Source organism: Cupriavidus sp. GW821-FHT02F09 (genome assembly GCF_059421605.1).
On record NZ_JBWKVH010000039.1, the window covers coordinates 1 to 26,201 of the forward strand.

General features: G+C 67.5%; 26 protein-coding genes. 10 read left to right on the plus strand and 16 right to left on the minus strand.

From position 1 onward, the window contains the following. Positions 1–101 precede the first annotated feature (101 nt). The 6 genes from tcuB to AC07XB_RS30240 form a co-directional block, all read right to left on the minus strand. Positions 102–1,277: a tricarballylate utilization 4Fe-4S protein TcuB gene (gene tcuB / locus AC07XB_RS30215; protein WP_492831156.1), complete on the minus strand. Its 1,176-nt coding sequence runs from the start codon at positions 1,275–1,277 to the stop codon at positions 102–104. Further along, entirely contained in the window at positions 1,264–2,691 is a 1,428-nt protein-coding gene (gene tcuA, locus AC07XB_RS30220) for an FAD-dependent tricarballylate dehydrogenase TcuA (protein WP_492831155.1), read from the minus strand. The genes tcuB and tcuA overlap by 14 nt, the downstream gene beginning before the upstream one ends. Positions 2,692–2,873: 182 nt before the next feature. After that, on the minus strand, positions 2,874–3,824 hold the full coding sequence (locus tag AC07XB_RS30225; RefSeq protein WP_492374627.1) for a LysR family transcriptional regulator: 951 nt from the start codon (positions 3,822–3,824) through the stop codon (positions 2,874–2,876). 81 nt (positions 3,825–3,905) lie between these two features. Then, positions 3,906–4,619, minus strand: a complete 714-nt coding sequence (locus AC07XB_RS30230; protein WP_492831154.1) for a 4-carboxy-4-hydroxy-2-oxoadipate aldolase/oxaloacetate decarboxylase — start codon at positions 4,617–4,619, stop codon at positions 3,906–3,908. After that, positions 4,616–5,365, minus strand: coding sequence for a PIG-L deacetylase family protein (locus tag AC07XB_RS30235; protein WP_150988240.1), 750 nt, complete (start codon positions 5,363–5,365; stop codon positions 4,616–4,618). The genes AC07XB_RS30230 and AC07XB_RS30235 overlap by 4 nt, the downstream gene beginning before the upstream one ends. A gap of 84 nt (positions 5,366–5,449) precedes the next feature. Beyond that, entirely contained in the window at positions 5,450–6,412 is a 963-nt protein-coding gene (locus AC07XB_RS30240) for a tripartite tricarboxylate transporter substrate binding protein (protein ID WP_492831153.1), read from the minus strand. A gap of 123 nt (positions 6,413–6,535) precedes the next feature. On the opposite strand from AC07XB_RS30240, the gene AC07XB_RS30245 reads away from it, so the two are divergent. The 3 genes from AC07XB_RS30245 (at position 6,536) to AC07XB_RS30255 (ending at position 10,989) form a co-directional block, all read left to right on the plus strand. Beyond that, positions 6,536–7,435, plus strand: a complete 900-nt coding sequence (locus tag AC07XB_RS30245) for a LysR family transcriptional regulator (protein ID WP_492374624.1) — start codon at positions 6,536–6,538, stop codon at positions 7,433–7,435. A 211-nt stretch (positions 7,436–7,646) separates the two neighbouring features. Next, on the plus strand, positions 7,647–9,479 hold the full coding sequence (locus AC07XB_RS30250) for a methyl-accepting chemotaxis protein (protein ID WP_492831152.1): 1,833 nt from the start codon (positions 7,647–7,649) through the stop codon (positions 9,477–9,479). A 262-nt stretch (positions 9,480–9,741) separates the two neighbouring features. Then, positions 9,742–10,989: a cation:proton antiporter gene (locus tag AC07XB_RS30255; RefSeq protein WP_183031132.1), complete on the plus strand. Its 1,248-nt coding sequence runs from the start codon at positions 9,742–9,744 to the stop codon at positions 10,987–10,989. A 54-nt stretch (positions 10,990–11,043) separates the two neighbouring features. On the opposite strand, the gene AC07XB_RS30260 is transcribed toward AC07XB_RS30255, so the two are convergent. Next, complete coding sequence (locus AC07XB_RS30260; RefSeq protein WP_492374622.1) at positions 11,044–12,048, minus strand: sulfate ABC transporter substrate-binding protein; 1,005 nt, start codon at positions 12,046–12,048, stop codon at positions 11,044–11,046. Positions 12,049–12,222: 174 nt separating this feature from the next. Beyond that, on the minus strand, positions 12,223–12,759 hold the full coding sequence (locus tag AC07XB_RS30265) for a carboxymuconolactone decarboxylase family protein (RefSeq protein WP_492831151.1): 537 nt from the start codon (positions 12,757–12,759) through the stop codon (positions 12,223–12,225). Positions 12,760–12,927: 168 nt separating this feature from the next. On the opposite strand from AC07XB_RS30265, the gene AC07XB_RS30270 reads away from it, so the two are divergent. Beyond that, entirely contained in the window at positions 12,928–13,911 is a 984-nt protein-coding gene (locus AC07XB_RS30270) for an AraC family transcriptional regulator (RefSeq protein WP_492831150.1), read from the plus strand. Here the strand turns inward: AC07XB_RS30270 and AC07XB_RS30275 are convergent. The 7 genes from AC07XB_RS30275 to AC07XB_RS30305 form a co-directional block, all read right to left on the minus strand. Further along, positions 13,908–14,846: a 2-dehydropantoate 2-reductase gene (locus AC07XB_RS30275; RefSeq protein WP_492374620.1), complete on the minus strand. Its 939-nt coding sequence runs from the start codon at positions 14,844–14,846 to the stop codon at positions 13,908–13,910. The two genes, AC07XB_RS30270 and AC07XB_RS30275, sit on opposite strands and share 4 nt — an antisense overlap. Positions 14,847–14,922: 76 nt before the next feature. After that, positions 14,923–15,471 carry a winged helix-turn-helix transcriptional regulator gene (locus AC07XB_RS30280; protein ID WP_492831149.1) on the minus strand — a complete coding sequence of 183 codons (549 nt, stop codon included), beginning with the start codon at positions 15,469–15,471 and terminating at the stop codon, positions 14,923–14,925. Between the two features lie 85 nt (positions 15,472–15,556). Continuing rightward, positions 15,557–16,744, minus strand: coding sequence for a thiolase family protein (locus tag AC07XB_RS30285; protein ID WP_492374618.1), 1,188 nt, complete (start codon positions 16,742–16,744; stop codon positions 15,557–15,559). Continuing rightward, on the minus strand, positions 16,744–16,971 hold the full coding sequence (locus tag AC07XB_RS30290; RefSeq protein WP_492374617.1) for a hypothetical protein: 228 nt from the start codon (positions 16,969–16,971) through the stop codon (positions 16,744–16,746). The genes AC07XB_RS30285 and AC07XB_RS30290 overlap by 1 nt, the downstream gene beginning before the upstream one ends. A gap of 26 nt (positions 16,972–16,997) precedes the next feature. Beyond that, entirely contained in the window at positions 16,998–18,542 is a 1,545-nt protein-coding gene (locus AC07XB_RS30295; protein ID WP_492374652.1) for a DHA2 family efflux MFS transporter permease subunit, read from the minus strand. Positions 18,543–18,628: 86 nt separating this feature from the next. Beyond that, positions 18,629–19,741, minus strand: coding sequence for an HlyD family secretion protein (locus AC07XB_RS30300; protein WP_416052190.1), 1,113 nt, complete (start codon positions 19,739–19,741; stop codon positions 18,629–18,631). A gap of 59 nt (positions 19,742–19,800) precedes the next feature. Continuing rightward, complete coding sequence (locus tag AC07XB_RS30305) at positions 19,801–20,334, minus strand: winged helix-turn-helix transcriptional regulator (protein WP_492831148.1); 534 nt, start codon at positions 20,332–20,334, stop codon at positions 19,801–19,803. A 150-nt stretch (positions 20,335–20,484) separates the two neighbouring features. Between AC07XB_RS30305 and AC07XB_RS30310 the strand changes: the two genes are divergently transcribed. After that, a complete protein-coding gene (locus AC07XB_RS30310) occupies positions 20,485–21,990 on the plus strand; it encodes an efflux transporter outer membrane subunit (protein ID WP_492831147.1) in 1,506 nt (501 codons plus the stop codon). Between the two features lie 5 nt (positions 21,991–21,995). On the opposite strand, the gene AC07XB_RS30315 is transcribed toward AC07XB_RS30310, so the two are convergent. Beyond that, positions 21,996–22,292, minus strand: coding sequence for a hypothetical protein (locus AC07XB_RS30315; RefSeq protein WP_492886589.1), 297 nt, complete (start codon positions 22,290–22,292; stop codon positions 21,996–21,998). Positions 22,293–22,349: 57 nt separating this feature from the next. On the opposite strand from AC07XB_RS30315, the gene AC07XB_RS30320 reads away from it, so the two are divergent. The 5 genes from AC07XB_RS30320 (at position 22,350) to AC07XB_RS30340 (ending at position 26,115) form a co-directional block, all read left to right on the plus strand. Beyond that, positions 22,350–23,084 carry a GntR family transcriptional regulator gene (locus tag AC07XB_RS30320; RefSeq protein WP_492374612.1) on the plus strand — a complete coding sequence of 245 codons (735 nt, stop codon included), beginning with the start codon at positions 22,350–22,352 and terminating at the stop codon, positions 23,082–23,084. A 91-nt stretch (positions 23,085–23,175) separates the two neighbouring features. After that, on the plus strand, positions 23,176–23,958 hold the full coding sequence (locus AC07XB_RS30325) for a transporter substrate-binding domain-containing protein (protein ID WP_492831146.1): 783 nt from the start codon (positions 23,176–23,178) through the stop codon (positions 23,956–23,958). A gap of 129 nt (positions 23,959–24,087) precedes the next feature. Next, the gene (locus AC07XB_RS30330; protein ID WP_416052185.1) at positions 24,088–24,753 is read left to right on the plus strand and encodes an amino acid ABC transporter permease; all 666 of its coding nucleotides are present in this window, start codon (positions 24,088–24,090) and stop codon (positions 24,751–24,753) included. Continuing rightward, positions 24,750–25,406, plus strand: a complete 657-nt coding sequence (locus tag AC07XB_RS30335) for an amino acid ABC transporter permease (protein WP_174424714.1) — start codon at positions 24,750–24,752, stop codon at positions 25,404–25,406. The genes AC07XB_RS30330 and AC07XB_RS30335 overlap by 4 nt, the downstream gene beginning before the upstream one ends. Then, on the plus strand, positions 25,387–26,115 hold the full coding sequence (locus AC07XB_RS30340) for an amino acid ABC transporter ATP-binding protein (RefSeq protein ID WP_253931565.1): 729 nt from the start codon (positions 25,387–25,389) through the stop codon (positions 26,113–26,115). Before AC07XB_RS30335 ends, AC07XB_RS30340 begins: the two co-directional genes overlap by 20 nt. Positions 26,116–26,201 lie beyond the last annotated feature (86 nt).

Here is a 26,201-nt window from a genome sequence, read left to right on the forward strand (position 1 = left end):
GCGCCTTCTTTGCCTACTTTCTTGGCAAGACAAGAAAGTAGGTCGCCGCCCCGCAGGGGTGGTGAAACTGCAGTTGCTTTTGACGTCCAGCCCACAACACCTCAATCGGGCCGACCAAGCGCCAGGCTGCCGGGCCGGCGTTTTTCTATATTCCATTTGAGCAGCGCCGCGCAGCGGTAGATGCCGTGCGCGAACTTGCCGTAAGGCAACGTCAGGAACAACGCCATCACCACGCCCAGGTGCACCGCCAGCAGCAGCGCCATGGCCGCGGTGTCGCGCCAGGCCAGCAGCGCCAGCCCCGTCAGGCCGGTGAAAAACAGCAGCGCGATAAAGCCGCGGTCCATCGGCTTCTGAGCGGCATCGCCGGTGCGCGGGTCGCGCTTCAGGTTGAGCCAGAGCAGGCCCGCCGGGCCGATCAGCAAGCCGATGCCGCCGGCCGTGCCCAGCAACACCGGCAGGCTGGTGGGCGCATACGGTGCATGCAGGCCCAGCAGGTAGTGGTACAGGGTGGCGACCGCCGTGGCGGCAAAGCACAGCATGAAGCCATAGAACGTGAAATGGTGGAAGCGCCGGCGCCACAGCGTGAACGTGTCGTCCGCGTTGTTGCAGCCCTGGCCGTGGCCGCCGTCCAGATAGCGCAGCCGCAATGCATCGTGCGCGGCGCCGCCGATGGCCGGGCCGCGCGCCTCGCCTTGCAGCTCGCCGGGCGAGACCCTGCGCCAGAAGCGCGTCACGCCCACGCCCAGCGCCAGCACCGCGCAGCCGAACACCAGGCCGAACATCGCCGCCAGCAGGTTGTGCGGGAAGATGGCGTAGAAGTTGCCGGCCAGCGGTGCGTGCAGCAGGCTGCCACGCATGGCAAGCACCATCGCCAGGAACAACGCCAGCCCGGCTGCCAGCGCCAGCGCGGTGGCCAGGCCAGCGCGGCGGTACAGGCTACCGAGCGCGGCGGGCCAGGCGTAGTCGGAATACGTCTGGACCCGCACCTTGGCCATGGCCTGCGGCACGTTGACCGCGAACTCGTGCGGTGGCGCGTACTGGCAGGCGTGATAGCAAGCGCCGCAGTTGTGGCACAGGTTGGACAAGTAGTGGATATCGGCCTTGCCGAACTCCAGCCGGCGCGTCATGGCGGGAAACACCGCGCAAAAACCTTCGCAATAACGGCAGGCATTGCAGATCTGCATGACGCGGCCCACCTCGGCCTCGTCCCCGCTGAGCGGCAGCGCGCCCTGGGCCAGTGCCGCCGCTTCGCGCGTCAGCGCTTCAAGATGTTGCATGCTGCTCTTCCTGGAATGCGTTGCGGTTTGGCCGCCCGAGCGCGGCGGCGGCGGCCTGGGTGCCGGCGATGCGCCCGAAGGCGGTGCCGATGGCCATGCCGACACCTGCCGTATAGCCCTTGCCGAGCACGTTGCCGGCCATCATCTCGCCGGCAACGAACAGGTTGGCGCTGGGCTTGCCGCCGAAGTGCACGGCGGCGTGCTCGTTCACCTTGAGGCCGAGGTAGGTAAAGGTGATGCCGGGGCGCAGGGCGTAGCCGAAGAACGGCGCGGTATCGATCGGCCGCGCCCAGTGGGTCTTGGCCGGGGCGATGCCCTCGGTGTGGCAGTCGTCCAGCACGGTGTGGTCGAATGTGCCGACACGGCACGCCGCGTTGTAAGCCTCGATGGTGCGCATGAAGGTGGCCTCGTCCAGCCCGAGCTGGCGCGCCAGTTCCGGCAGCGTGTTGGCGCGCACCCCCGGAAACACGGGCGGCATGAAGCGGCCCACGGCCTTGGCGTCGATGATCGAATAGCCGATCTGTCCGGGCTGCTGCGCGACCAGCCGCCCCCAGATGGCGTAGCGCTTGGGCCAGAAATCCTCGCCTTCGTCGTAGAAGCGCTCGGCATTGCGGTTGAGCATCACGCCCAGCGAGACGCAGTCCACCCGCGTGCAGATGCCGCCGTCGTACAGCGGCGCGCGCGCGTCGATGGCCACGCAGTGCGATTGGGAAGGGTCGCCGATGGCGTCGGCGCCGGCTTCGATCATGAACTTGAGCAGCACGCCCATGTTGAAGCGCGTGCCGCGAATCAGGAAGTTGTCGGCCGGCCAGTCACCATCGGCGTTCTGGCCCCAGGCCTCGCGCAGCCATGCGCGGTTGGACTCGAAGCCGCCGGCGGCCAGCACGCAGCTGCGCGCCTCGATGCGCTCGCTGCCGATGCGAGCGGCTTTGAAGCGCCCGCCGTCCAGCTCGATGGCGTCCACCGGGGCGTTGTAGCGCACCTTGACGCCAAGGGCTTCGGCGCTGCGGAAGTACGCGTTGACCAGCGCCTTGCCGCCGCCCATGAAGAAGGCATTGGTGCGCGCCACATGCAGCGCGCCTGACAGCGGCGGCTGGAAGTGCACGCCGTGGCTGCGCATCCAGTCGCGGCAGGTCGACGAGGCGCGGATGGCCAGGCGGGCCAGGCGCTCGTCGGTCAGGCCGCCGGTGACCTTAAGCAGGTCTTGCCAGTACTCCTCTTCGGGATAGGCCTCGATCAGGACGTCTTGCGGCGCGTCGTGCATGCAGCGCAGATTGCGGGTGTGCTGGGAGTTGCCGCCGCGCCACTCGCGGGGCGCGGCTTCCAGCAGCAGCACGCTGGCGCCGGCTTCGCGCGCCATCAGGGCCGCGCACAAGGCGGCATTGCCGCCGCCGATGACCAGGACGTCGATCATGGGTGCGCGCCTCCGGCAAGGCTCGGGAGAGCCGGCAGGGGCGGCTCCAGGATTTGAATGATGGACAGCACGATGAGGGTTCCGGTGGGGATGCCCGCACTGTAGCGGCCCGCTAGCGTCCTGCTAAGCCCCCGGATCGCATGGGGGCATCACGAATCGTGATACCCCCCGGGGCACGTGCATCATCCCTCCGGCCCAAGCAGCCGAGCCCCCCGCCAGGCGCCGGAGCGCACCAGTTCGCGGGCGCAGTCGGCCAGTACCACGCGCAAGGCCAGCGCGGCGGGCGATAGTTCGTCGTCGGAGAGGCTGCACAGCACGTTCTGGCGCCGCACCTTGGGGTCCGCGATCTCGGCCAGGTGGAAACGCGCTTGCGCATCGGCATAGCGCCCCACCGCAGCCCAGGGCTGCAGGGTGGCGCCAAACCCGAGGTCCACGGCGTCCATCAGCATGGCCAGCGAATCCACCTCCTGCACCACCTGCGGCACGATCTTCACGCGGGCGAAGGCGGCATCGAGCGTGCTGCGCAGCCCATGCAGGCCGGTGGGCATGATCAGCGGCACGTCCCGCAACTGCGCCATGCGCAGCCGAAGCGGCGCCTCGGCGTCGACCTCGGCCGGCAGCGCGCGGCGCGAGCGGATCAGGAACAGGGTTTCCTCAAGCAGCGGCGTCACGCTCCAGCGGCGCGCTACAACGGTGTCGAACAGCACGGCCAGGTCGAGCTGGCGGGCGTTGAGCATGGCGCCGAGGTGGCCGGACAGGCTCTCCACCATATGCAGGCGCACATCCGGATAGCGCTCACGCATGGCGCGCATCAGCGGCACTCCGATGACCGAAGCCGTGGTGGGCGCCAGCCCCACGCTGACCGTGCCGGACAGCCGCGCATGGTGGGCGGCGCGCTTGGCCTGCTCGGCATGGCGCAGCGCCAATTGAGCCTCGCGGAAGAAGGCCAGCCCGGCCTCGGTGGGCGTCACGCCGCGCGTGGTCCGGCGCAGCAGCCGGGTGGCCAGCTCGCTCTCCAGACGGCTGATCTGCTGGCTCATGGCGGATTGCACCATATCGAGGTCGAGCGCCGCGCGGCTCATGCTGCCAAGCTCCACCACGCGGACGAAATACTGAAGCTGGCGCAGTTCCATCGGGTTCCCCGGCCTGGATTCGTGTCTGGATTTGTGTCTGCGACGCTTATACCAGATCGCGAACCGGCTGCGGCCGCCCGGTCAGGCCTCGTCGAAACCGCTGTACCAGTCCACGGTCTGGTCCGCGTACACCAGGCCCTTGGCCGCCAGCGCCTCGCGCATCTGGTACATGTCCAGCCCCAGCACGCCGGAGGCCAGCGTAGTGCGCTTACCCTCCTCCATGGCACCGCGCTCGGCGGCACGGCGCGCGGTCTCGGCAGCGAGCGGGCGCGGCACCACCACCACGCCGTCGTCGTCGGCCACGATCACGTCGCCGGGCCGCACGTGGGCGCCGGCGCAGACCACCGGCACATTGACCGCGCCCGCGGTTTCCTTGACCGCGCCCTGCGCCGAAACCGCCCGCGACCAGACCGGGAAGCCCATGGCATTGAGCGTGGCCACATCGCGCACGCCGCCGTCGATCACCAGGCCGCGCGCGCCGCGCGCCTTGAGCGAGGTGGCCAGCAGGTCGCCGAACAAGCCATCGGTGCAGTCGCTGACCAGCGCCACCACCAGGACGTCGCCGGGCTGCACCAGTTCCACCGCGACGTGGATCATCCAGTTGTCACCGGGATGCATCAGCACCGTCACGGCGCTGCCGGCAATGGCGGCGCGGGCCTGGATTGGCCGCATGTATGGCTTCATCAGCCCGGTGCGGCGCTGCGCCTCGTGCACCGTGGCGACACCGGCGGTGCCCAGTGCGTCGATGTCCGCGGCGGCCGCGCGCAGGATGTTGCGATAGGCGATGGTCTTCATGACAGGCTCTGTGCTACCTGCGGGAACACGCGCGCATAGCCTTCTCCGTACTTCACCTTGCGATCGGAGTTGCGCGCGGCCTGCGCGCCGCGCTGCAGCGCCACGCGGGTGTAGTACTCCCACAGGTGCTCCTGCGCCGCCATGGTGGCGAAGGCGCGCTGCTTCTTTTCCCACACCGAGGAGATATCGAGCAGCACGTCGGGCTTCCAGTTGCATTGCTCAGGCTGATGCGGCTCGAACAGGAACACAGGCGGCGCGCCGATCACCGGCACCTCGGGCTTATAGCCATGCGCCTGGGCGATGACCCGCGCTTCCTGCGCGACGTGCGTGGCGAGCGGATGGTCAAAGTTGTAGATGTCCTCGCGCGAGTGGCTCAACACCAGTTCGGGCCGCAGCGCGCGGTAGAGATCGGCCAGGCGTAGCAGCGCTGCGTCGGTCACGCGCATGGGGTAGTCGCCCAGGTCGAAGCACTCCAGCGTCGCGCCCAGGATGTCGGCGGCCTGCTGCGCTTCTTCATGCCGAGCCGCCTTGACGCGCTCGATGGTCATGCCCGGCTGGCGCCACATCTTGGCGGACTCGCCGCGCTCGCCAAAGGACAGGCAGACGATTTTGACGTTGTAGCCGCGCTCGGCGTACAGGGCGATGGCGCCGCCGGCACGCCAGACAAAATCGGCGGCGTGCGCGCTGACCACCAGGATCGAGGGACGCTGCGCGTCCGGCTGGGCTTGGGCTTGGATGTCGGACATGGGGACTCTCTTGGATCTTGTTAGGTCGTATTGGATCGTATTGGGTCGTGTCGGATCGTAGGATCGTCGGATGCGCGTGAGGCCTCAGTCGGCCGTGATGCCCGCCTTGCGGATGACGCCGTTCCAGGTGGCGGTTTCGCCGCGCACGAACTGGCCGAAAGCTTCAGGCGTGCCCGGCAGGATGGTTACGCCCAGTTGCGCGAGCTGTTTGCGCACATCGGGGTCGGCCAGCGCAGCATTGGCGGCGGTATTGAGCTCATGGATCACGGCCGGCGGCGTCTTGGCCGGCGCCACCAGCCCCCACCAGACCGAGGCGGTGAAGCCCGGCAAGCCTTGCTCGCGCGAGGTCGGCACGTCCGGCAGCAGCGGCGTGCGCTGGTCGCTTGCCACCGCGATGGCGCGCAGCGTGCCGGCGCGGATATGGGTGATGACTTCGAGCGGGTTGATCGGCATGAACGAAATGCGCTCGCCCAGCAGGTCGGTGATCGCGGGCGCGCCGCCCTTGTAAGGCACATGCAGCACGTCGATGTGTGCCGCTTCCTTGAACAGCTCGCCGGCGAGATGGCCCGAGCTGCCGTTGCCGGCCGAGGCATAGCTGAACTTGCCCGGCTGGGCCTGCGCCTGGGAAACCAGGCCCTTGAGCGACGTCACGCTGGATTTTGCCGGCACCACCAGCACCAGCGAGGCCTGTCCCACGCGCGCCACCGGCGTGAAATCCCGTGCGGGGTCGAACGGCAGCTTGGCGAACAGCGCCGCATTGGTGGCCAGGCTATTGGACGCCATCATGATGGTGTAGCCGTCCGGCGCGGCCTTGGCCACGGCCTCCATGCCGATATTGGTGCTGGCGCCCGGGCGGTTGTCGACGATGATGGGCTGCTTGAGCAGCACGCTCATCTTTTGCCCGACCGAGCGCGCCACGATGTCCACCGCGCCACCGGCGGCATAAGGCACGACCAGCCGGATGGGCTTGGCCGGGTAGGTCTGGGCGCTGGCGGCCAGCGAGAGCGCGGCGGCCAGGAAGCCGGCAAGGTAGGGGCGGCGCAGCATGGTTGTCTCCTGATGGTGCAATTTGTCGTTCGGCTCAAGGCCGCTTGCGTGCATTCTGGGCAGCTGCCGTGATACTGTCCAATACGTTTTCAAACCCCTTGTTATTTCACTTCGATATAAGCAATGGATTTCCGCCAGCTCCGCTATTTCGTCGCCGTGGCCGAAGCGCTGAGCTTCAGCGAGGCCGCGCGCAAGCTCCATATCAGCCAGCCGCCGCTGAGCACCCAGATCAAGGCGCTGGAGGACGAACTCGGCAGCCCGCTGCTGGACCGGTCCCGCCACCATGTGGCGCTCACGCCGGCGGGCACGCTGTTCCTGGACAAGGCCAGGGCGGCGCTCGCCAACCTGGAGCAGGCCCGCGAGGTGGTCAGGCAGGTTGCCGCCGGCGAGGCGGGCGAGATCCGCGTGGCCTTTACCGCCTCGGTGCCGATGCAGGACGCGTTTCCGCGCGCGGTGCAGCAGTTCCGCGTGGACCACCCGCGCGCCATGCTGGAGCTGGTGCATATGTCCACCGGCCAGCAGTTGCAAGGACTGGAGAAAGGTGAGATCGACATTGGCTTCCTGCGACCGTCGCCCCAGTTCTACCCGCCCGCCAGCGTCACCGTGCACGAAGTGCTGGCCGACCGCCTGGTCGCCGTGCTGCCTGCCTCGCACGCACTGGCAAACCCGGTGGACGACGCCGGGATCGATATCGGCGCGCTGTCCGCACAGCCTTTCCTGCTGTTCCCCCGCGGGCTGGGCTGCGGGCTGTTCGACCACGTCACCACGCTTTGCAACCGGGCGGGTTTTGCCCCGCGCATCGGCCAGGAGGCGCGCGAGGCGACCACCATCATTGGTCTGGTAGCGAGCGGCGCCGGCGTATCGGTGCTGCCGGAGATCTACGCGCGCACCGGCATCCCCGGCGTGACGTATCGGCCACTGGCTGGCCAGGATGCCGCCAGCCGTGTGCTGGTGGCGCATCGCACCGGGGCGCTGTCACCCATCATGCGTCGGTTCCTGGCATTTTTTGAGGTTGGCGGCTGAGGTAAGGACGGTGCGGAAACTGAGTCCCGTTGCGCAATAGCGGCGTATTCACCACGCCGCGGGGCGCCGCCATGCACTAGTACGGCGAAATGTCTGCACATTGCCGTTTCAGCCCTACAGTTCCCCTCCAGCCTTCCGTTAGCCGGGGCATGCTGGCCGACAACAAAATTGTCGGAGGCCTTTTTTAACCACCGCCCCCTACCCAACGCGCATGCTTCTCTCGCTCCGTACACGCATTACGGCGACCTGTGTCGCCATCGTTGTCACCGCCTTGTCGGCATCCACCGGCATCACCTACGTAGTCACGAAGCACAGCGACGAACGCACGCTGCGGCAAAACCTCGCCACCATCACCCAAGGCAACGCGCAAGCCATCACCGAGTGGCTGACCGCGCGGGCCGACATGGTGCAAGCCGTATCCCCGGAGAGCCTTTCCACCGATCCCATGTCCGCGGTCACGCAGCTGGAAAGATCCGGCGGCTTTGTCGTGGCCTATGCGGGCTACCCGGACAAGCATGCGGTGTTTTCCCGCGACCTCGGCATCCCGGCCGACTACGATCCCACGGGCCGCCCGTGGTACCAGGCCGCCGTCAGCGCCGGCAAGCTGGTCATCACGCAGCCGTATGAAGATGTCGCGACCAAGAAGCTCGTGGTGACGCTGGCCCTGCCTGTGCTGGCCAATGGCCAGTTGAAGGCCGTGGTGGCTGCCGATGTGAACCTGGACGCCGTGACCTCCACCGTGAACGGCATCCACCCCACCCCGGCCAGCTTTGCCTTCCTGGCCGACAAGAGCGGGCGCATCGTGGCGCATCCGGACGCCAAGCTCAACCTCAAGCCGGCCACCGATCTGTCCGCCGACCTGACGGCGAACGCCCTGGCCAGCCTGTCGGATCCCGAGCAGCCCCTCGCAGTCAAGATCGCGGGCGCCACCAAGCTGCTGCATGCAGAGCCGGTCAAGAACTCCGACTGGGAAGTGGTGGTTGCCATGGATGAGGACGAAGCCCTGGCCGGCCTGCGCAATGTGCTGCAAGCCATGTTCATGACCCTGGTGGCGGTGGCCTTCCTCGCCGCGGGAGTCGGCTCGGTCATGACTGCCTCTGCGTTCCGGCGGCTGTCCCAGGTGCGCGAGGCGATGGACGAAATCGGCTCCGGACACGGCGACCTGACCAAGCGCCTGCCGGCCGACGGCAACGATGAGGTCACGCAGATCGCCCGCGCGTTCAACCAGTTTGCCGACAAGCTCGCCACGGTGCTGATCGATATCCGGGACAGCAGCGAATCGGTTCGCACGGCAACCGCCGAAATCTCACAGGGCAACATCGACCTGTCCTCGCGTACCGAGCAAGCCGCAGCCAGCCTGGAGCAGACAGCGGCTGCCATGGACGAGCTCACCGGCACCGTGCAAAACTCGGCCGAGGCCGCGGTGCGCGCCGGCGAGCTGGCGGCCGCGGCCTCCCAGGTCGCCAACCGGGGGGGCGATGCCGTCTCTCGCGTGGTGACCACCATGCAGGAAATCTCGACCGCCTCCGCCAAGATCCACGACATCATCGGGGTCATCGACGGCATCGCCTTCCAGACCAACATCCTGGCGCTCAACGCTGCCGTGGAAGCCGCCCGCGCCGGCGAACAGGGACGCGGATTCGCCGTGGTGGCTGGCGAAGTCCGCACGCTGGCCCAGCGCAGCGCGCAGGCCGCCAAGGAAATCAAAGGACTGATCAGCCAATCGGTGGCCAAGGTGGACTCGGGCGCGGAACTGGTGCGGGACGCCGGCGAGACCATGAACAGCATCGTGGCCAGCGTGAAGCAGGTCGAGCAGGTGCTGCGCGAAATCTCGAATGCCGGCAGCGAGCAAAGCGTGGGCATCACGCAGGTCAACCAGGCCGTGAGCCAGCTCGACGGGGCAACGCAGCAGAATGCGGCGCTGGTCGAGCAAGCCTCGGCGGCCGCCGGTTTCCTGCATGAGCAAGCCAACAAGCTGGCCGATGCGGTAGGCCAGTTCCGCCTGGCCAGGGCGCATGGCGGCGTGATGGGGTCCGGGGCTTGAACCGCTGACGCAGCGGCGAGCCAGGCAAGCAAGGGGGTTCAGCGGCGGCTGAACCTCTTTTTTTCGTCAGGCGGGCGCCATTTGAAGAAATTTCCCGATTGCTGATATGGTTGATGTGGCACAAAATCCACATAGCGTCGCATCCGACGCGGACTGCCGGTAGTGCTGCTAGTGCTGCTAGTGCTGCTAGTGCTGCTAGTGCTTGTAACGCTTGTAATGCTTGAAACACCCGCATCACCCATCTGCAAGGAGAACTCCCCGCATGACTGTATTCCAAGGGACTGGCGCCCTTTTCACCCTCATCGCCATTTTCGGCGTCATCAACCACCGCTTCATCAAGCTGCCCGACACCCTGGGCATCACCGCCGTCGGGCTGGTGACCTGCCTGAGCGTGTCCATCCTCGGCTTCAACCACCCTGAAATGGTCGCGCAGGCCCGCAAGCTCGTGGCCCAGATCGATTTCTCCGACGTGGTCTTCCACGGCCTGCTCAGCCTGCTGCTGTTCGCCGGCGCCCTGCACGTCGACCTCTCACGCATGCGCCGCCAGCGCCGGGCCGTGGTCATGCTGGCCACGGTCGGCGTGGTGATCTCGACCGCCGCGGTCGGGTTCGGCTTCTTCTATGTCGCACAGTGGCTGGGCCACCCGGTCAGCCTGCTGTGGTGCCTGGTGTTCGGCGCGCTGATTTCCCCTACCGACCCGATCGCCGTGCTCAGCGTGCTCAAGAACGCGGGCGCATCGGAAAGCCTGGAAACCAAGATTGCGGGCGAATCGCTGTTCAACGACGGCACCGCGGTGGTGGCATTCCTGACCCTGGTGGGGCTAGCTACCGGCGCCACCGAATTCTCTGCTTCGCACGTGGCGCTCGCGCTGGTGCGCGAAGTGCTGGGCGCCGTGGTGCTGGGCATTGTGGTGGGCTATGTGGCGTCGGTGCTGCTGCGCGGGATCGACAGCTATCCGGTCGAGATCCTGATCACGCTGGCGCTCGCCACCGGCGGCTACAGCCTGGCTGAAGCGGTGCACGTGTCCGCGCCGCTGTCGGTGGTCATCATGGGCCTGGTGATCGGCAACCATAGCACCAGCAAGTCGATGTCGGAGAAGACCCGCGAACACTTGTTCAATTTCTGGGGCCTGCTGGACGAGTTGCTCAACCTGGTGCTGTTTGGCCTGATCGGGCTGGAGATCATCGCGCTGTCGCTGCAGCTGCATATCGTCTGGCTGGGGCTGGCGGCGATTCCCGTGGTGCTGATTGCGCGCGGCATCAGCGTGGCCATCCCGCTGCTGGCGCTGCAGAATTTCCGCCGGCTCAATCCGCACTCGGCCACCATCATGACCTGGGGCGGCCTGCGCGGCGGCATCTCGATTGCGCTGGCGCTATCGCTGCCGGAGTTCCCCGGCCGCGAGATGCTGATCGGCGTGACTTACCTGGTAGTGGTGTTCAGCCTGCTGATCCAGGCCACCACGCTGGGCAAGCTGGTCAAGCACCTGAATGGGCTGAGCCCGAAGCCGTAGCGGATACGCCATCCGCAAGCGGGCGGCGGGACTCACCCGCCGCCTGCGCCTGGCTTACAGGCGGCTCTGGTAGATCTTGTCGAACTCGCCGCCATCGGCAAAATGCCGGCTCTGGGCCTGCGCCCAGCTGCCAAACACGTCGCTGACGGAAAACAGCTGGATCGGCCGGAACAGCGCCGCGTGAGTCTTGAGCACCGCGGCCGAGCGCGGCCGGTAGAACTGGCGGGCGATCACGTCCTGGCCGGCATCGGACCACAGGTATTGCAGATAGGCCGTGGCCACCTTGCGCGTGCCGCGCTTGTCCACCACCTTGTCGACCACAGCCACCGGCGCTTCCGCGATGATCGACTGGCTCGGATACACCACCTCGAAGCTGTCTCCCAGCTCCTTGCGGATCTGGTGCACCTCGCTCTCGAAGGTGGCCAGCACATCGCCAAGCTGGCGCTGCGTGAAGCTGGTGGTCGCGCCCCGGCCGCCGGTATCGAGCACCGGCACATTGCGGAACAGGCGGCCCACCGCATCGCGCGCCTGGGCCTCGCTGCCGCCCTTGCGGATAGCCGCGCCCCACGCCGCCAGGTACGTGTAGCGCCCGTTGCCCGAAGTCTTGGGGTTCGGCACGATCACCTGCACGCCAGCGCGGCCCAGGTCCTCCCAGTCCAGGATGCGCTTGGGATTGCCCTTGCGCACCAGGAACACGATGGTGGAGTAGTACGGCGCCGCGTTGTCCGGCAGGCGCTTCTTCCAGTCCTGCGCCACCACGCCCCGCTGCACCAGGATATCGATATCGGTCTCCTGGTTCATGGTCACAACGTCGGCCTCCAGGCCATCGGCTACCGAACGCGCCTGCTTGCTCGAGCCGCCATGCGACTGGTTGATGACCAGCGTCTCGCCACTCGCCTGCCTCCAGTTAGCGACAAAGCCGGGGTTGATCTCACGGTACAGCTCGCGGGTGACGTCGTAGCCGGCGTTGAGAATGGCAGTGTCGGCCAGCGCGGAGAACGTGGCGCCGAGCAGCAGGCCAGTGGCAAGAATGCGGAGTAGGGATCGGGGTCGGGACATGAATGGACGCTGGTTGGATCGATCGGATTAATGTCTTGCCGAAAAGACAGGCATGACGCTCGTGATCCTCATTGTCCACAGCAGGGGCATCGCAGCGGAACGAAAGATTCCGCATGTCGATAGACGCGAGCCGAACGGAAGGCGGGTCACGATCTCCTCGCCTTCCGCCGCCTCTCACGCCACCTTCGGGAAATCGATCACCGTATCGTTGACGCGGTTGATCATATTGGTGAACAGGATCGCGCTGATGGCCTGGATGCTCTCGACGATCTGCCGATCGGTGTAGCCGGCTTCGCGCACATTGGCGACGACGCCGGCAGGCACCGTGCCGGAAGTCGTGATCACGGCCAGTGCGAAGCGGACCAGCGCGTCGATCTTGCTGTCTTGCGGGTACTCGCCGGCGCGCAGCTCACGCGTTTGTTCGACGGTATAGCCGGCCATCTTGCCGGTCATGGTGTGCGCGGCCACGCAATAGTCACAACCCGACGCTTCGCTGACGGCAAGGTTGATCGCTTCGAGCTCGCGGGCGCTGAGCGTAGCATTCTTGAGCAGCGCGCCGGTTTGCAGCGCGTGGGCCAGCACCTCGGGGGCATTGCTGCCAATCACCGCGTAAGCGTTGGGCACCTTGCCCACGGCGCCCTTGATGGCGGCGAACAGTTGGGCGGCCTGGCCGGTGGCTTCGGCGGGGTTGATGGTGTGAAGACGGGACATGACGGCACTCCTTTCCGGTTGGTTGATGGACCCGCGCTGTGTTTGTTGCGCTGCTTCCATGGACTGAAGTCTAGGCGCGCCATATGCGATTTACCGCATATAATCGCCGCATTATCTTGCCCTATCGTCTCAACACGCCGTATCCGTCTTGATGCCACCGTTCCCACCATGGATAGCTTGACCGAACTTGTGCGCATGCTTTCGCCCGCCGGCACCGTCGACCTGCACTGCCATTTCGCCGGCAACTGGCGGGTGGACAACGCGGCGGCGCCCGCCGGCCACCTGCCGTATCACATCATCCTGAAGGGGCAGGCGCGCGCGCTGGTGGCGCAGGAGGCCATCTCGCTCGATACGGGCGACGTGCTGCTGTTCCCGCACGGCAGCGCGCATACGCTGCGCAGCCTGCCCGAGGGGGCCGAGGGGGCCGAAGGTGCCGCCGGCGCGCACCGCGCCATGCCGGCCCAGACGACGCGCTTCAATGGCTTGCTGACCGAGGTGACGATGCCCGGCGACGCGCATCCGCTGGACATGCTGTGCGGCACGTTCGTGCTGGGCTTGCCGGGCACGGTGCTGTTGCGCAACCTGCCCCCGGTGCTGCGTGTGGCCACCGCGCGGCGCGCCGATTGCGCCTGGCTGCATGCGCTGATCGACATGATGCGCAACGAGGCGCAGGCGCCCGAGCCAGGTGGCGCGGCGGTCATCGGGCAGCTCTCCACCGCGTTGCTGACCCTGCTGTTGCGCGCGCTGATCGCGCAGGGCGGCGTCACGCATAGCCTGCTGGCGCTGATGGCCGATGCGCGGCTGTCCAAGGCGATCGATGCGGTGCTGCGCGCGCCGGCCGAGCCGTGGTCGGTGGCGTCGCTGGCGGCGGTGTGCAATGTGTCGCGCGCCACGTTCGCGCGGCGCTTCGCCCAGCTCAGCGGCGAGACGCCGCTGCAGTTCGTGACCACCTTGCGCATGGAAATGGCCGCCCGCCTGCTGACGCTGGACCGCGGCTCCGCGGCCAGCATCGGCGAGCATTGCGGCTATGCCTCCGAGGCCGCCTTCGGGCGCGCCTTCAAAGCGTACTTTGGCGTGGGGCCGGGCATGTTCCGGCGTGCGGCGCGGGAGCGCCGCGCGGCCGCCGCCGCGCAGGCGGCCTCGGCGCGTTAGGCCGCGGCGCGCTGCGCTTCGTAGACCTGCAGGTGGCTATAGGCGATGCGCACCAGCGGCACCGCATGCCCCAGCCGCGCGGCACGCTGCGCCATGTCGCCGACGATGTCGTACGCCTCCAGGCGGGGCGCGCCCTGCGCGATATCGCGCATCATGGAGGCGGCCCAGGCCGAGTTCTCGTCCAGCAGGCGCGCGGCCATGGCTTGGGCCACCGGCTCGGGCAAGGCGTGCCCGGACAAACGCGCCACCGCCGCGCATTCGTCCATGGCCTGCTGCATCAGCGCCCGGCCGTCCACCGTCCTGACGATCTCGCCGACGGTGCCGCGCATCAGGCAGGTCATCAGCGCACCAGCCGAGATCATCACCCACTTGTTCCATAGCGCCTGGTCGATGGCCGGTGACAACTCACGCGTGCCGGGCGTGCTGGCCGCAAGCGCATGGAAGGCGCTGGCCAGGCCCTGTGCCGACTCGGCACGCGCGCCCACGATGAGCCTGTCGACCGCGCCTTGATGCACCACCGCGCCAGCGGCGTCCAGCGTGGTGGCAATGTACGACACGCCGCCAAGCACCCTGTCGCGGCCGTAGCGCGCGTCCAGCGTCTCATACGCGCGCAACCCGTTGACCAGCGGCAGGATCGCCGCGCGCTTGCCCCCGCTGGCAGAAAGCACCGGGCCCAGCGCGGCCATCGCGCTGTCCAGGTCATAGGTCTTGCATGCCAGCAGAACCAGGTCGTAGTCTGCCTTGGCGTGCTCGGCCAGCACCGTCTTCACGGCGGCGCGGATATCGCCAAGCTCGCTGCGCACGGTCAGGCCGTCTCTCGCCAGCGCTTCGGCGCGCCGTGGCCGCACCAGGAACGTGACATCCGCCCCCGCCTGCATAAGGCGAGCGCCATAGTAGCCACCCATGGCGCCAGCGCCCAGGACCAGAATCTTCATGACGTTCCCCGCTTCAATGTCCGACTTGCTTAACAGTGGTTAACTGCGGCCAACAGTGGCTAACAGTGCAAAGCGCCTACGGCAGGTCGCCGGTGAGCACCGCGTCGCCCGCCTCCCCGGCTTGCTCGGCGCCCCCGAGGAAGCCGGCGGCGGATGCCAGGCGCCGGCGCATGCCGTCCGCGGCGGCCGGGCCGGCCACCAGGGCATGCCGCTTGAAACTCAGCCGCTCGCCCGTGCCGGCATCCACCAGCACGGGATCGACCACCTTGCCGGTTTCCTTGTCGCGCAATTCCACGCTGGGGCCTTCCGGCGCGAAGTGCTTGTTGCCCCAGGCCAGCATGGCCAGCAGCACGGGCAGGAAATCCCGCCCGCATTGCGTCAGCACATACTCGTAGCGCGGTGGCTTCTCCGAGTACTGCCGGCGCTCCAGCAGCCCCTCCTCCACCAGCGCGGTGAGGCGGCGCGTGAGCATATTGGGCGCGATGTCCAGGTTCTTCTGGAAGTCGTCGAAACGCCGCGCGCCATAGAACGCCTCGCGCATCAGCAGCATGCTCCACCACTCGCCAACCCGCTCCAGCCCGCGGGCGATGGGGCATTGCATGTTCCTGAAGGTTTTTCTTTGCATGGTTGAGGACTCCGCTTCGGCATCTTGATACTTTCAACATGATAGCTGGATTGAAACGCCGCAATGCCGTCCCCGCCGGTGCCGTCTAGTCCAGGGCTTCGAGCGCCAGCGCAATGCCCTGCCCGCCCCCGATGCACAGCGTCACGATGCCCCGGCGTAGCCCATGCGCACGCATCGCGTACAGCAGGCGTGTGGTGAGCACCGCCCCGGTTGCGCCGATGGGATGGCCATGCGCGATCGCGCCGCCCTCCACGTTGATGATGTCGAGCGGCAATCCGAGCTCCCCAGCCACTGCCAGGGGCACCGCAGCGAAGGCCTCATTGATCTCGAGCCACTCGACATCGCCCAGCGCCCATTGCGCGCGCTGCAGCGCCTGGCGCACAGCCGGAACGGGCCCAAGGCCGAACAAGCCCGGCTCGACGGCGCCTACGCCATAGGCCACCAGCCGGGCCATCGGCGCCAGCCCGAGGCTCTCGGCCAGCGATCGTTCGGCGACCAGCATGGCGGCCGCGCCGCTATTGAGCCCCGGTGCATTGCCCGCGGTGATGGTGCCGTCCTTGCGAAACGCCGGACGCAGCTTGCTGAGAATCTCGAAGGTGGTATCCGGCCGGTTCGCTTCATCCACGTTGAACGTGGACGTGCCGCCCTTTGCCTTCACGGGCACACCGATGATCTGCTCCACGAAACGGCCTTGCTCCTGCGCGCGGGCAAAGCGGCTTTGCGAGCGTTCGGCCCAGCGGTCCTGTTCGTCGCGGCTGATCTTGTTGCGCGCCACCAGGTCCTCGGTATGCCAGCCGGAGTGCTCACCCGAGAATGCATCCACCAGGCCATCGCGCAGCATGCTGTCCTGCAGTGCCGCGTCGCCCATGCGGCTGCCCCAGCGGGCGGCGGGCATCAGGTAAGGCGCCTGGTCCATATTCTCCATGCCACCGGCAATCGCCACGTCGACATGGCCGAGCCAGATTTCATCGGCGGCACTGGCGATGGCCTGCGCGCCGGAACCGCACACGCGGTTGACCGTCATCGCCGGCAGCGAAACCGGCAGGCCCGCGCCGATGGCCGCCTGCCGGGCGGGATTCATCCTGTTGCCCGCCTGGATCACATTGCCGAAGACCACGCTGCCGATCCGCTCTGGATCGACGCCAGCGCGGCGCACCGTCTCGCGGATGACCGCCGCGCCCAGTTCGGTCGCCGGCGTGGCCTTGAGCGAACCGTTATAGGCGCCGATGGCGGTGCGAACGGGATGGCATAACACAACTTCCCTGGTTTTCATCACAAGCTCCTTGGGGTGGTGGACGAAGCCGGCCGCGCGGCGGCCGGCCATTGCGCTTGTGCATCGCCAGCCGCCGCACCCTGCGGCGCCTTGCAATAGCGGTTGTCGGCGCGGGCGCATCCCACGCCGGCGTCGCGCGGGCGCTCCGTGCCGGCGTGGATGGTTTGGGCCGCCATGGCGGCAAACAGCGCGGCACAGGCCAGCGCGCTAGCTAAACGGGTGTTCATGATCCATCTCCGGGGTGTGGAAGGCCTCAATGCGCATCGGCCGATGGCGCCATGGGCGGCCCCGCCTTGCGCAGCAGCGGCACCATGGCGGTGGCGATGGCAAAGCACACCATGATGACCAGGAAGGCATCGCCAAACGTCTGCGTCTGCGCCTCGCGCCAGGTCAGTGCCCACAGTTGCCTGAGCGCGGCGGACTGCGCATCGGCGACGTCGTGGCCCAGCGCGGCCATATTGCTGCCCACCGCCTGCAGCAGCGCGCCCATGGCCTCGTTGCTGTAGTTCAGGTGCTCAGCCAGGCGCTGGAAATGCAGGTTGGTGCGGTCGTTCAGGATGGTCGCGCAACTGGCAATGCCGATCGCGCCGCCCAGGTTGCGCATCAGGTTGAACAGCCCGGACGCCAGCTTGAGCCGCTCCGGCGCTAGCGACCCCAGCGTGAGCGTGACCGCCGGCGCCACCGAGAACTGCTGCGCCATGCCGCGGAACGCCTGCGGCAGCAACAGTTCCTGCGCGCCCCAGTCATGCGTAATCGGCGCGAACTGCCACATCGAGAAGGCAAAGCAGCCCAGCCCGAACATCATCAGCCAGCGCAGGTCCACACGATTGGCGAAGAAGGCATAGACAGGGATCGACATGACCTGGAACACACCGGTCGAGAACACCGCCAGCCCGATCTGCAGCGCGCTGAAACCACGCACGTGGCCCAGGAACAGCGGCGTGAGATAAATGGTGGCGAAGATGCCCACGCCGGTGATGAACGAGAAGAAGCAGCCGAGTGCGAAGTTGCGGTCCTTGAGCGCGCGCAGGTCCACCACCGGATGGGCGTAGGTCAGGCTGCGCCAGACAAAGCCGACGCCCGCCATGCCCGAGATCCAGGCCGTGGTGAGAATCACATCGTCGCCAAACCAGTCCCAGCGCGGGCCTTCTTCCAGCGTGTACTGCAGGCAGCCGAGGAACAGCGCCATCAGCGTCATGCCGAGATAGTCGGCGCCACGCACCAGCGACCAGTTGGGCTGGTCCACGCGCACCAGCAGCGGCACCGCCACCGTGATGAAGATGCCCGGCACCAGGTTGATGAAGAACAGCCAGTGCCAGGAGTAGTTGTCGGTGATCCAGCCGCCCACGGTGGGCCCGAGCGTGGGCGCCAGCGAGGCCAGGGCACCGATGGTGGCTGCGGCAATCACGCGCTGCTTGCCGCCGAAAAAGGCGAAGGCGGTGGTGAACACCAGCGGAATCATCGAGCCGCCGAGGAAGCCCTGCATGGCGCGAAAGGCGATCATGCTCTGGATGTTCCAGGCGAGGCCGCACAGCAGGCTGGTCAGCGTAAAGCCCGCCGCCGAAACGGCAAACAGCCAGCGTGTGGACATCACGCGCGACAGCCAGCCCGACAGCGGAATCACGATGATCTCGGCGATCAGGTAGCTGGTCTGCACCCACACGGTTTCATCGGTACCCGCCGACAACCCGCCGCCGATGTCGCGCAGCGAGGCCGAGACGATCTGGATATCCAGCAAGGCGATGAACATGCCCACGCACATGGTGGCAAAGGCCAGCACCTTGGCAGCCGTGCTCATGGAGGCCGCGGAATACGCCGGCGCAGACGGCTGCGCGGGCTCGGCTGGCTGCGTGGCCTGCCCGGGCCCGGCCAGGACGCTGCTGCTCATGGTTGCACCTGCGCGTCGGCGCGGGAATCGACTTGCGCCAGCACCGACAAGCCGGGCCGCAGCATGGCCAGCGCGGCCTCGTTGTCATCCAGCATGATGCGCACCGGCACGCGCTGGACGATCTTGGTGAAGTTGCCGGTGGCGTTCTCCGGCGGCAGCACGCTGAACTGTGCCCCCGTGGCCGGCGCCAGGCTGAGTACGCGGCCGTGGAACACGCGGCCGGGCAACACGTCGGCCTCCACGGTGGCACGCATGCCCGGGCGCAGATGCGCAAGCTGCCCTTCCTTGAAATTCGCATCGACCCACAGGCCGCGTGCCGGCACCACCGACAGCAGTTGCGCGCCGCCCGCGGCGTAGGCGCCCACGCGGGCGCGGCGGTTGCCGATGGTGCCGTCGATGGGCGCGCGCAACTCCGTGTAGCCCAGGTTCAATTTGGCGATGTCGCGCTCGGCAACGGCTTGCGCGAGCGCCGCCTGCGCTTGCAGCTTCTGCGTGGCAATCACGTCGACCTGGCGCTGCGCCGCGAGCAGGCTGGCCTGCGCCTTCTGCGTGTTGGCGAGAGCTTGCTTGTAGTCCGAGTCAGCCTTCTGCGAGCTCTGGACCGATACGGCCGATTTGGCAGCCAGGCTCTGGTAACGAACCTGGTCGTCGCGCGAGCGCAGGGTGTCGGCATTCACCGCGGTGACCGCCGCCCGGGCCTGGCCGATCACGGCTTCCTGCAAGGAGCGGGTGGCGTCCAGGTTGGCCAGCAGCGCCTGCTGGGCGGCCACCGCCCCTTCCGCCTTGGCCAGCGCGGCGCGGTAGTCGCGGTCATCGATGCGGGCCAGCAAGTCGCCGGCGTGCACCTGCTGGTTGTCGGTCACCAGCACTTGCGCTAGGTAGCCCGGCACCTTCGGCGCAATCACCGTGACTTCACCGCCGACATAAGCATCGTCGGTGCTTTGCAGGAAGCGGCCGTGCGTCCACCAGTGCTGGCCATAGGCGGCGGCGCCAAGGCCGGCGGCGATGAGCGCGCCGGTCATGATCAGCCGCTTGCGGCTGATGCGGGGCTTGCGGGTAACGGGGATGGGCGCCGGGCCTGCACGCTCGGCGGTGATATCGCTTGTCATGACGCTTCCTCTGGTTTTCGCTCTAACTTTTGCTTCAACACGCTAACGCTGCAGCGCCTTCACATATGGACAGTTTCCTGCGGGACATCGGGGATGGTGGCCGCGCGTGCCCGCGCCGACTTTTCGAGCTTGCCGCGGACGCCCTCGCTGGCGGCCGGGCCGGCCACGACCACGTGATCGGCATCGGTAATCGGATGCCCGGTCTGCGCATCCACCAGGATCGGGATAACGGTGGCGCCGGTCTGGCGGTCCACCAGCAGCACGCTCTCGCCCTCGGGCGAGAAGTGGCGGTTGCCCCAGGCCAGCAGCGCCAGCATCACCGGGCGGAATTCGCGGCCCCGGTCAGTCAGCAGGTATTCGAAACGCGGCGGCCGCTCGCAGTACTGGCGCCGCGCAAGCAGGCCCTCGCGCACCAGGGTTTCGAGGCGGCGCGCCAGCATGTTGGGCGCAATGCCCAGCTGCTTCTGGAATTCGTCGAAGCGGCTGTTGCCATAGAACGCCTCGCGCAGGATCAGGATGCTCCACGGCTCACCCACCCGCGCCAGGCTGCGGGCAATGGGGCAAGGCGCGTTGTCGAGCGGCTTTTTCTGCATGTTCGCCACCTCCGGGAAATCAGGTTGCTATCAAGATGAAAGTTAGTATAGAGTTGTAAATATCATCATGCAAGTAACTTGTTGAACAAAACCGCTGGGGCGGCGATCAAGCCGCTTCCTGGTTTCCCTGAATCCCTGAAGGAGATGGACATGAGCCGTACCCCGCCCCGCCCCGGACTCGCGCCTGAACAGCCGCGGCCGTACCAGCACCTGCGCCGGCACGCGACGCGGGCCACCGCGCTCTGCGCGGCAGCGCTGACGGCGCTGGGCCTGGCGGCTTGCGCCGCGGCAGGCCCGGACTACAAGACGCCCGCGGCCGACACCGCAGCCAGCTACCCGCATGCCGATGCGCTGGCTGCACGCGCCACGCGCCAGCCTGCGCCGCCGCTGGATACCTGGTGGACGGGATTCGACGATCCCGCGCTCACGCGCATCGTCCAGCGCGCGCTGGACCAGAACCTGGACCTGGCCGCCGCGTTTGCCCGCGTGCAGCAGGCGCGGGCCGCTGCCGCCGAGGCCGGTGCGCAGTTGCTGCCCCAAGGCAGTTTGTCGGCGCAGGCGGCCAAGGTGCATCAGTCGCTGGAAAGCCCGCTAGGCAAGATCGCGAGCAAGTTCCCCGGCTACGACCGCAATGCCGCGCTCTACGATGTGGGCGCGGGCGCGAGCTGGGAGATCGACCTGTTCGGCGGCCTGCGGCGTGGCGCAGAGGCGGCCGACGCCGAGGCGCAGGCCGCGCAGGCCAACCAGCTCGGCGCGCGCATCTCGGTGGCGGCCGAGGCCGCCGATGCCTACTTCCGCGTGCGCGGCGCGCAGCAGCGCATTGCCATTGCGCAGGAGCAGGTGACGAACAACGGCAAGCTGCTGGACCTGGTGCAATTGCGCTTGCACGACGGGCTTGCGTCCAGCCGCGAGGTAGCCCAGGCGCAAGCGCTGGTGGCGCAGGCGCGCGTCACCATCCCTCCCTTGCGGATCGAGCTGCAAACCCAGTTGAACCGGCTCGATGTGCTGATGGGCGCGCAGCCGGGCACCTACGCCGCCGAGCTTGGCCCCCTGCCGAACGGCGTGGCCGTGCCGGCCATCTCCGTGGCCCAGGGTCCCGCCGACCTGCTGCGCCGCCGCCCCGACGTGATCGCGGCGGAGCGCAGGCTGGCCGCCAGCAGCGCGCGCATCGGCGCGGCCACCGCCGAGTACTACCCCAAGCTGTCCCTATCCGCGCTGCTCGGCTTTGAGAGCCTGAGCGGCGGCAAGCTGTTTTCCGCTGCCGCGTTCCAGCCGGTGGCGGCAGCGGGCTTGCGCTGGCGCCTGTTCGACTTCGGCCGTGTGGATGCCGAGGTGGCGCAAGCCAAGGGCGCCAACGCCGAGGCGCTGGTCAACTACCGCAAGGCCATGCTGCGCGCGACCGAAGACGTCGAGAACGCCATCGTCACGCTGACCGAGCTGGAATCGCAAGGCAAGGAGCTGAGCACCGAGATCGACGCCCACGAACGCGCGCGCGGCGCTTCCGAAGATGCTTACAAGGGCGGGGCCGTGAGCCTGTTCGAGGTGTTGGATGAGGAGCGCCAGTTGCTGGCCGCGCGCGACCAGCAGGCCCGCGTGCACGCCGACAACGCGCGTGCCGCGGTGGCGACGTTCCGCGCGCTGGGCGGTGGGTGGTGATCGGATCAGGCCAGGCTTGGCGCGAGAACCCGTTCCCTCAGCAAGGCGGAAACATCCTCCGATGCGAGCGGCCCGGAGAACAAGTAGCCCGCGCCGAAATCGTCGATGCTGATGCACATGCTCAGGCCGCGCAGCCCTTTCTCGGCAAGGGCCTCGGCCTCCACGCGCGCCTTGCACACGCAGCCTGAGCACTTTGCCGGCAGCGCTCGCCGCACCACTGCCGTGCACTTGCACTCGCCAGCGGCATAAGCCGCGCCCAACTGGTGCGCGCCCAGCCCGGGCCAAGGCCGTTTTGCGTACAAAAACTGCACATCACGCTTGTATATCAGTCTGGCATACCTCTTGCGTCTGAGGCTGGCATGACTTTCGCCGCTCCCTCCATGCCAGCCTTCAGCGATACCGCCGGCCACGCCCGCGGCAGCACTTCCGCCGAGATTGCCGAACGCATCACGCAATCGATCCTGGCCCAGCGCCTGGCGCCCGGCACGCGGCTGGGCGAGCAGGCGCTGGCCGGGCTGTTCAGCGTCAGCCGCACGCTGGTGCGCGAAGCCCTGACCCGGCTGGCGGCGCGCGGCATTGTCACGGTGTCCGCCCGGCGCGGCTGGTTTGTGATCGAGCCGTCGCGGCAGGAAGCCCGCCAGGCATTTGCCGCCCGGCGCGCGATCGAGCTTGGCTTGCTGCGCTATGCGGCGCCGGTCTCCGCCGCTGCCATCGGCCGGTTACAGGAGCACGTGGCGCAGGAGCAGCGCGCGCTGAGCGCCGACGACACCGCCCTGCGCAGCTACCTGCTGGGCGACTTCCATGTGTGCCTGGGCGAATGCGTGGGCAATGTGCTGCTGGCCGACACGCTGCGCGACCTGACGGCGCGCACCACGCTGATTGCCATGCGTTACCAGTCCAGCCACCAGGCCAACGAGTCCTGCGCCGAGCATGTGCTGATCGTGGCAGCGCTGGCCGCGGGCGATACCGAGCGCGCCATCGCGCTGATGGACGCCCACCTGTGCCACGTCGAGGCCGGCCTGAGCGCCGCCACGCCGGCGGACCCGCCCGATCCGCTGCGCCAGGCGCTGAGCCCGCTGGGGCATGCGGCCTGAGCACGCGGGCAACCGGTAGATAGCAACGACCCGCTTCTTCGATTTCGATTCTTTGAATTTCCACCCTAACGGCAAGCTAGCAAGGACCCTTATGAAGCTCTCCAAACTCCTCCTCGGCCTCGGTGCCGCTGCCCTCGCCTTCTCGATGCAAGCCGCCGGCGCCGAAGCGCTGGACGATGTGGTCAAGGCCGGCGTGCTCAAGGTCGCGGTGCCGCAGGACTTTCCGCCGTTCGGCTCGGTCAACGCCGAGATGAAGCCCCAGGGGCTGGACATCGACGTGGCGGCACTGATCGCCAAGAAGATGGGCGTGAAGCTGGAACTGGTGCCCGTGACCAGCACCAACCGCGTGCCCTACCTGCAGACCAGGAAGGTGGACCTGGTGATCTCCAGCATGGGCAAGAACGCCGAGCGCGAGAAGGCCATCGATTTCAGCGAGGCTTACGCACCGTTTTATAACGGCGTGTTTGGCCCGGCCGACCAGAAAGTGACCGGTGCCGCCGAACTGGCCGGCAAGACCATCGGCGTGACGCGCGGCGCGGTGGAGGACCTGGAACTGACCAAGATCGCCCCGGCGACGGCCACCATCAAGCGCTACGAAGACAACAACGGCACCATCAGCGCGTTCCTGTCCGGCCAGGTGCAACTGGTGGCGACGGGCAACGTGGTGGCAGCCGCCATCCTCGCCAAGAACCCGCCCAAGAAGCCAGAGCCGAAGTTCCTGATCAAGAACTCGCCCTGCTTCATCGGCCTGAACAAGGGCGAGCCCAAGCTGCAAGCCAAGGTCAACGCCATCCTGGCGGAAGTGAAAAAGGACGGCGAGCTCAATGCGATCACGGTGAAGTGGCTGGGCATGCCGCTGCCGGCCACGCTTTGATGCATTGATGCACTGACGGCCCAAGCCACGCGAAGCCGTGCCCGGCGGGCAGCCGCTGCGGCATGGCGTACTGCGCCAGCTCCGCGCTCATGAGCGCCCCAACCGGGCGCCTCCACCGATCGCTACCGCATGTCCTACCAATTCGATTTCCTCTCGGCCTTCGACTACGCCGGCGTATTCGCGCACGGCGTCAAGGTCACGGCTGAACTCACCGCCATGGGCGGCGTGCTGGGGGTGACCCTCGGCATCGCCTGCGCATGGGCGCGCACCCAGGGCCCGGCCTGGCTGGCGGCCGTCGCGGGCGGCTATGTGGAGCTGATCCGCAATACGCCATTCCTGATCCAGCTGTTCTTTATCTTCTTCGGCCTGCCCAGCGCGGGCGTGCAACTGGGAGAAATGCAGGCCGCCATCCTGGCCATGGTGATCAATCTTGGCGCCTACAGCGCGGAGATTGTCCGCGCGGGCATCGCGGCCGTGCCGCGCGGCCAGCTTGAAGCGGGCGCCAGCCTGGCGATGTCGCCCTTCCTGGTGTTTCGCCACGTGGTGCTGCGCCCCGCCCTGAAGAAGATCTGGCCGGCGCTGTCCAGCCAGGTGGTGATCGTCATGCTGGGCTCGGCGGTGTGCTCGCAGATCGCGGTCGAGGACCTGACCTTTGCCGCCAACTTCGTCCAGGGCCGGAATTTCCGCGCGTTCGAGGTCTACCTGCTGACCACCGCCATCTACCTGCTGCTCGCCATCGGGCTGCGCCAGGTGCTGCGCGGCATCGGCGGCATGCTGTTCCGGAGGGCGTCATGACCGATTTTTCAACCTGGGACATCCTGCGCAACCTGCTGATGGCGGTGCGCTGGACCGTGGTGCTGTCGCTGGTGGCCTTTGCCGGCGGTGCCGTCATCGGGCTGCTGGTGCTGCTGATGCGCATCAGCCGGCGCGCGCCGCTGCGCCGCGCGGCGTGGGCCTTTATCGAAGTGTTCCAGGGCACGCCGCTGCTGATGCAGCTGTTCCTGGCGTTCTTCGGCCTGGCGCTGTTCGGCGTGGAGATCCCGGCCTGGCTGGCCGCTGGCCTGGCGTTGTCGCTGTGGTCCGGCGCCTACCTGGCGGAGATCTGGCGCGGCTGCGTCGAGGCCATCCCCAAGGGCCAGTGGGAAGCCGCCGGCTGCCTCTCGCTGGGCCACCTGCAGCAGATGCGCTACGTGATCCTGCCGCAGGCGCTGCGCATTGCCATTGCGCCCACGGTGGGGTTCGTGGTGCAGATCATCAAGGGCACGGCGCTGGCGTCCATCATCGGCTTTGTCGAGCTGTCCAAGGCGGGCACGGTCATCACCAACGCCACCTTCAGCCCCTTTACCGTCTACGCGCTGGTCGCGCTGATCTACTTTGCGCTGTGCTGGCCGCTATCCCGCTACAGCCGTCACCTGGAAAGGAAGCTCAATGTCGCTCATCGCCATTGAAAACGTAAAGAAGCGCTTCGGCGCGAACGAAGTGCTCAAGGGCATCGACCTGAAGGTGGAGGCCGGCGAGGTGATTGCCATCATCGGCAAGAGCGGCTCGGGCAAGAGCACCTTGCTGCGCTGTATCAACGGCCTGGAGAGCATCGACGAAGGCAACATCACCGTGGCAGGCGCCAAGCTCGGCAGCAGCGAGCTGGAGCTGCGCGCGCTGCGGCGCAAGGTCGGCATGATCTTCCAGCAGTTCAACCTGTTCCCGCACCTGAGCGCGGGGCGCAACGTGATGCTGGCGCCCACCGTGGCGGCCGGCGTCAAAGAGCCGGAAGCATTGAGCCGCGCGCGCGAGTGCCTGGCCAAGGTGGCGCTGGGGGAGAAGTTCGACAGCTATCCCGACCAGCTTTCCGGCGGGCAGCAGCAGCGGGTGGCGATTGCGCGCGCGCTGGCCATGCAGCCACGGGCGCTGCTATGCGACGAGATTACCTCGGCGCTGGACCCGGAGCTGGTGGTGGAGGTGCTGAACGTGGTGCGCCAGCTGGCCAGCGAGGGCATGACGCTGCTGATGGTGACGCACGAAATGCGCTTTGCGCGCGAGGTGTGCAATCGGGTGGTGTTCATGCATCAGGGGCGCGTGCATGAGATCGGGCCGCCGGAGCAGCTGTTCAGCAACCCGGCTACGCCCGAGCTGCAGCAGTTCCTGGGAATGGCGGCCTGAGTTGGCCTGCTGACAAACCAGAGGCATTCGCCGAAGCCGCCGAATGGGCCAACGCCGAGCGCCATGACGAAGGCTGTTTTCTCCCT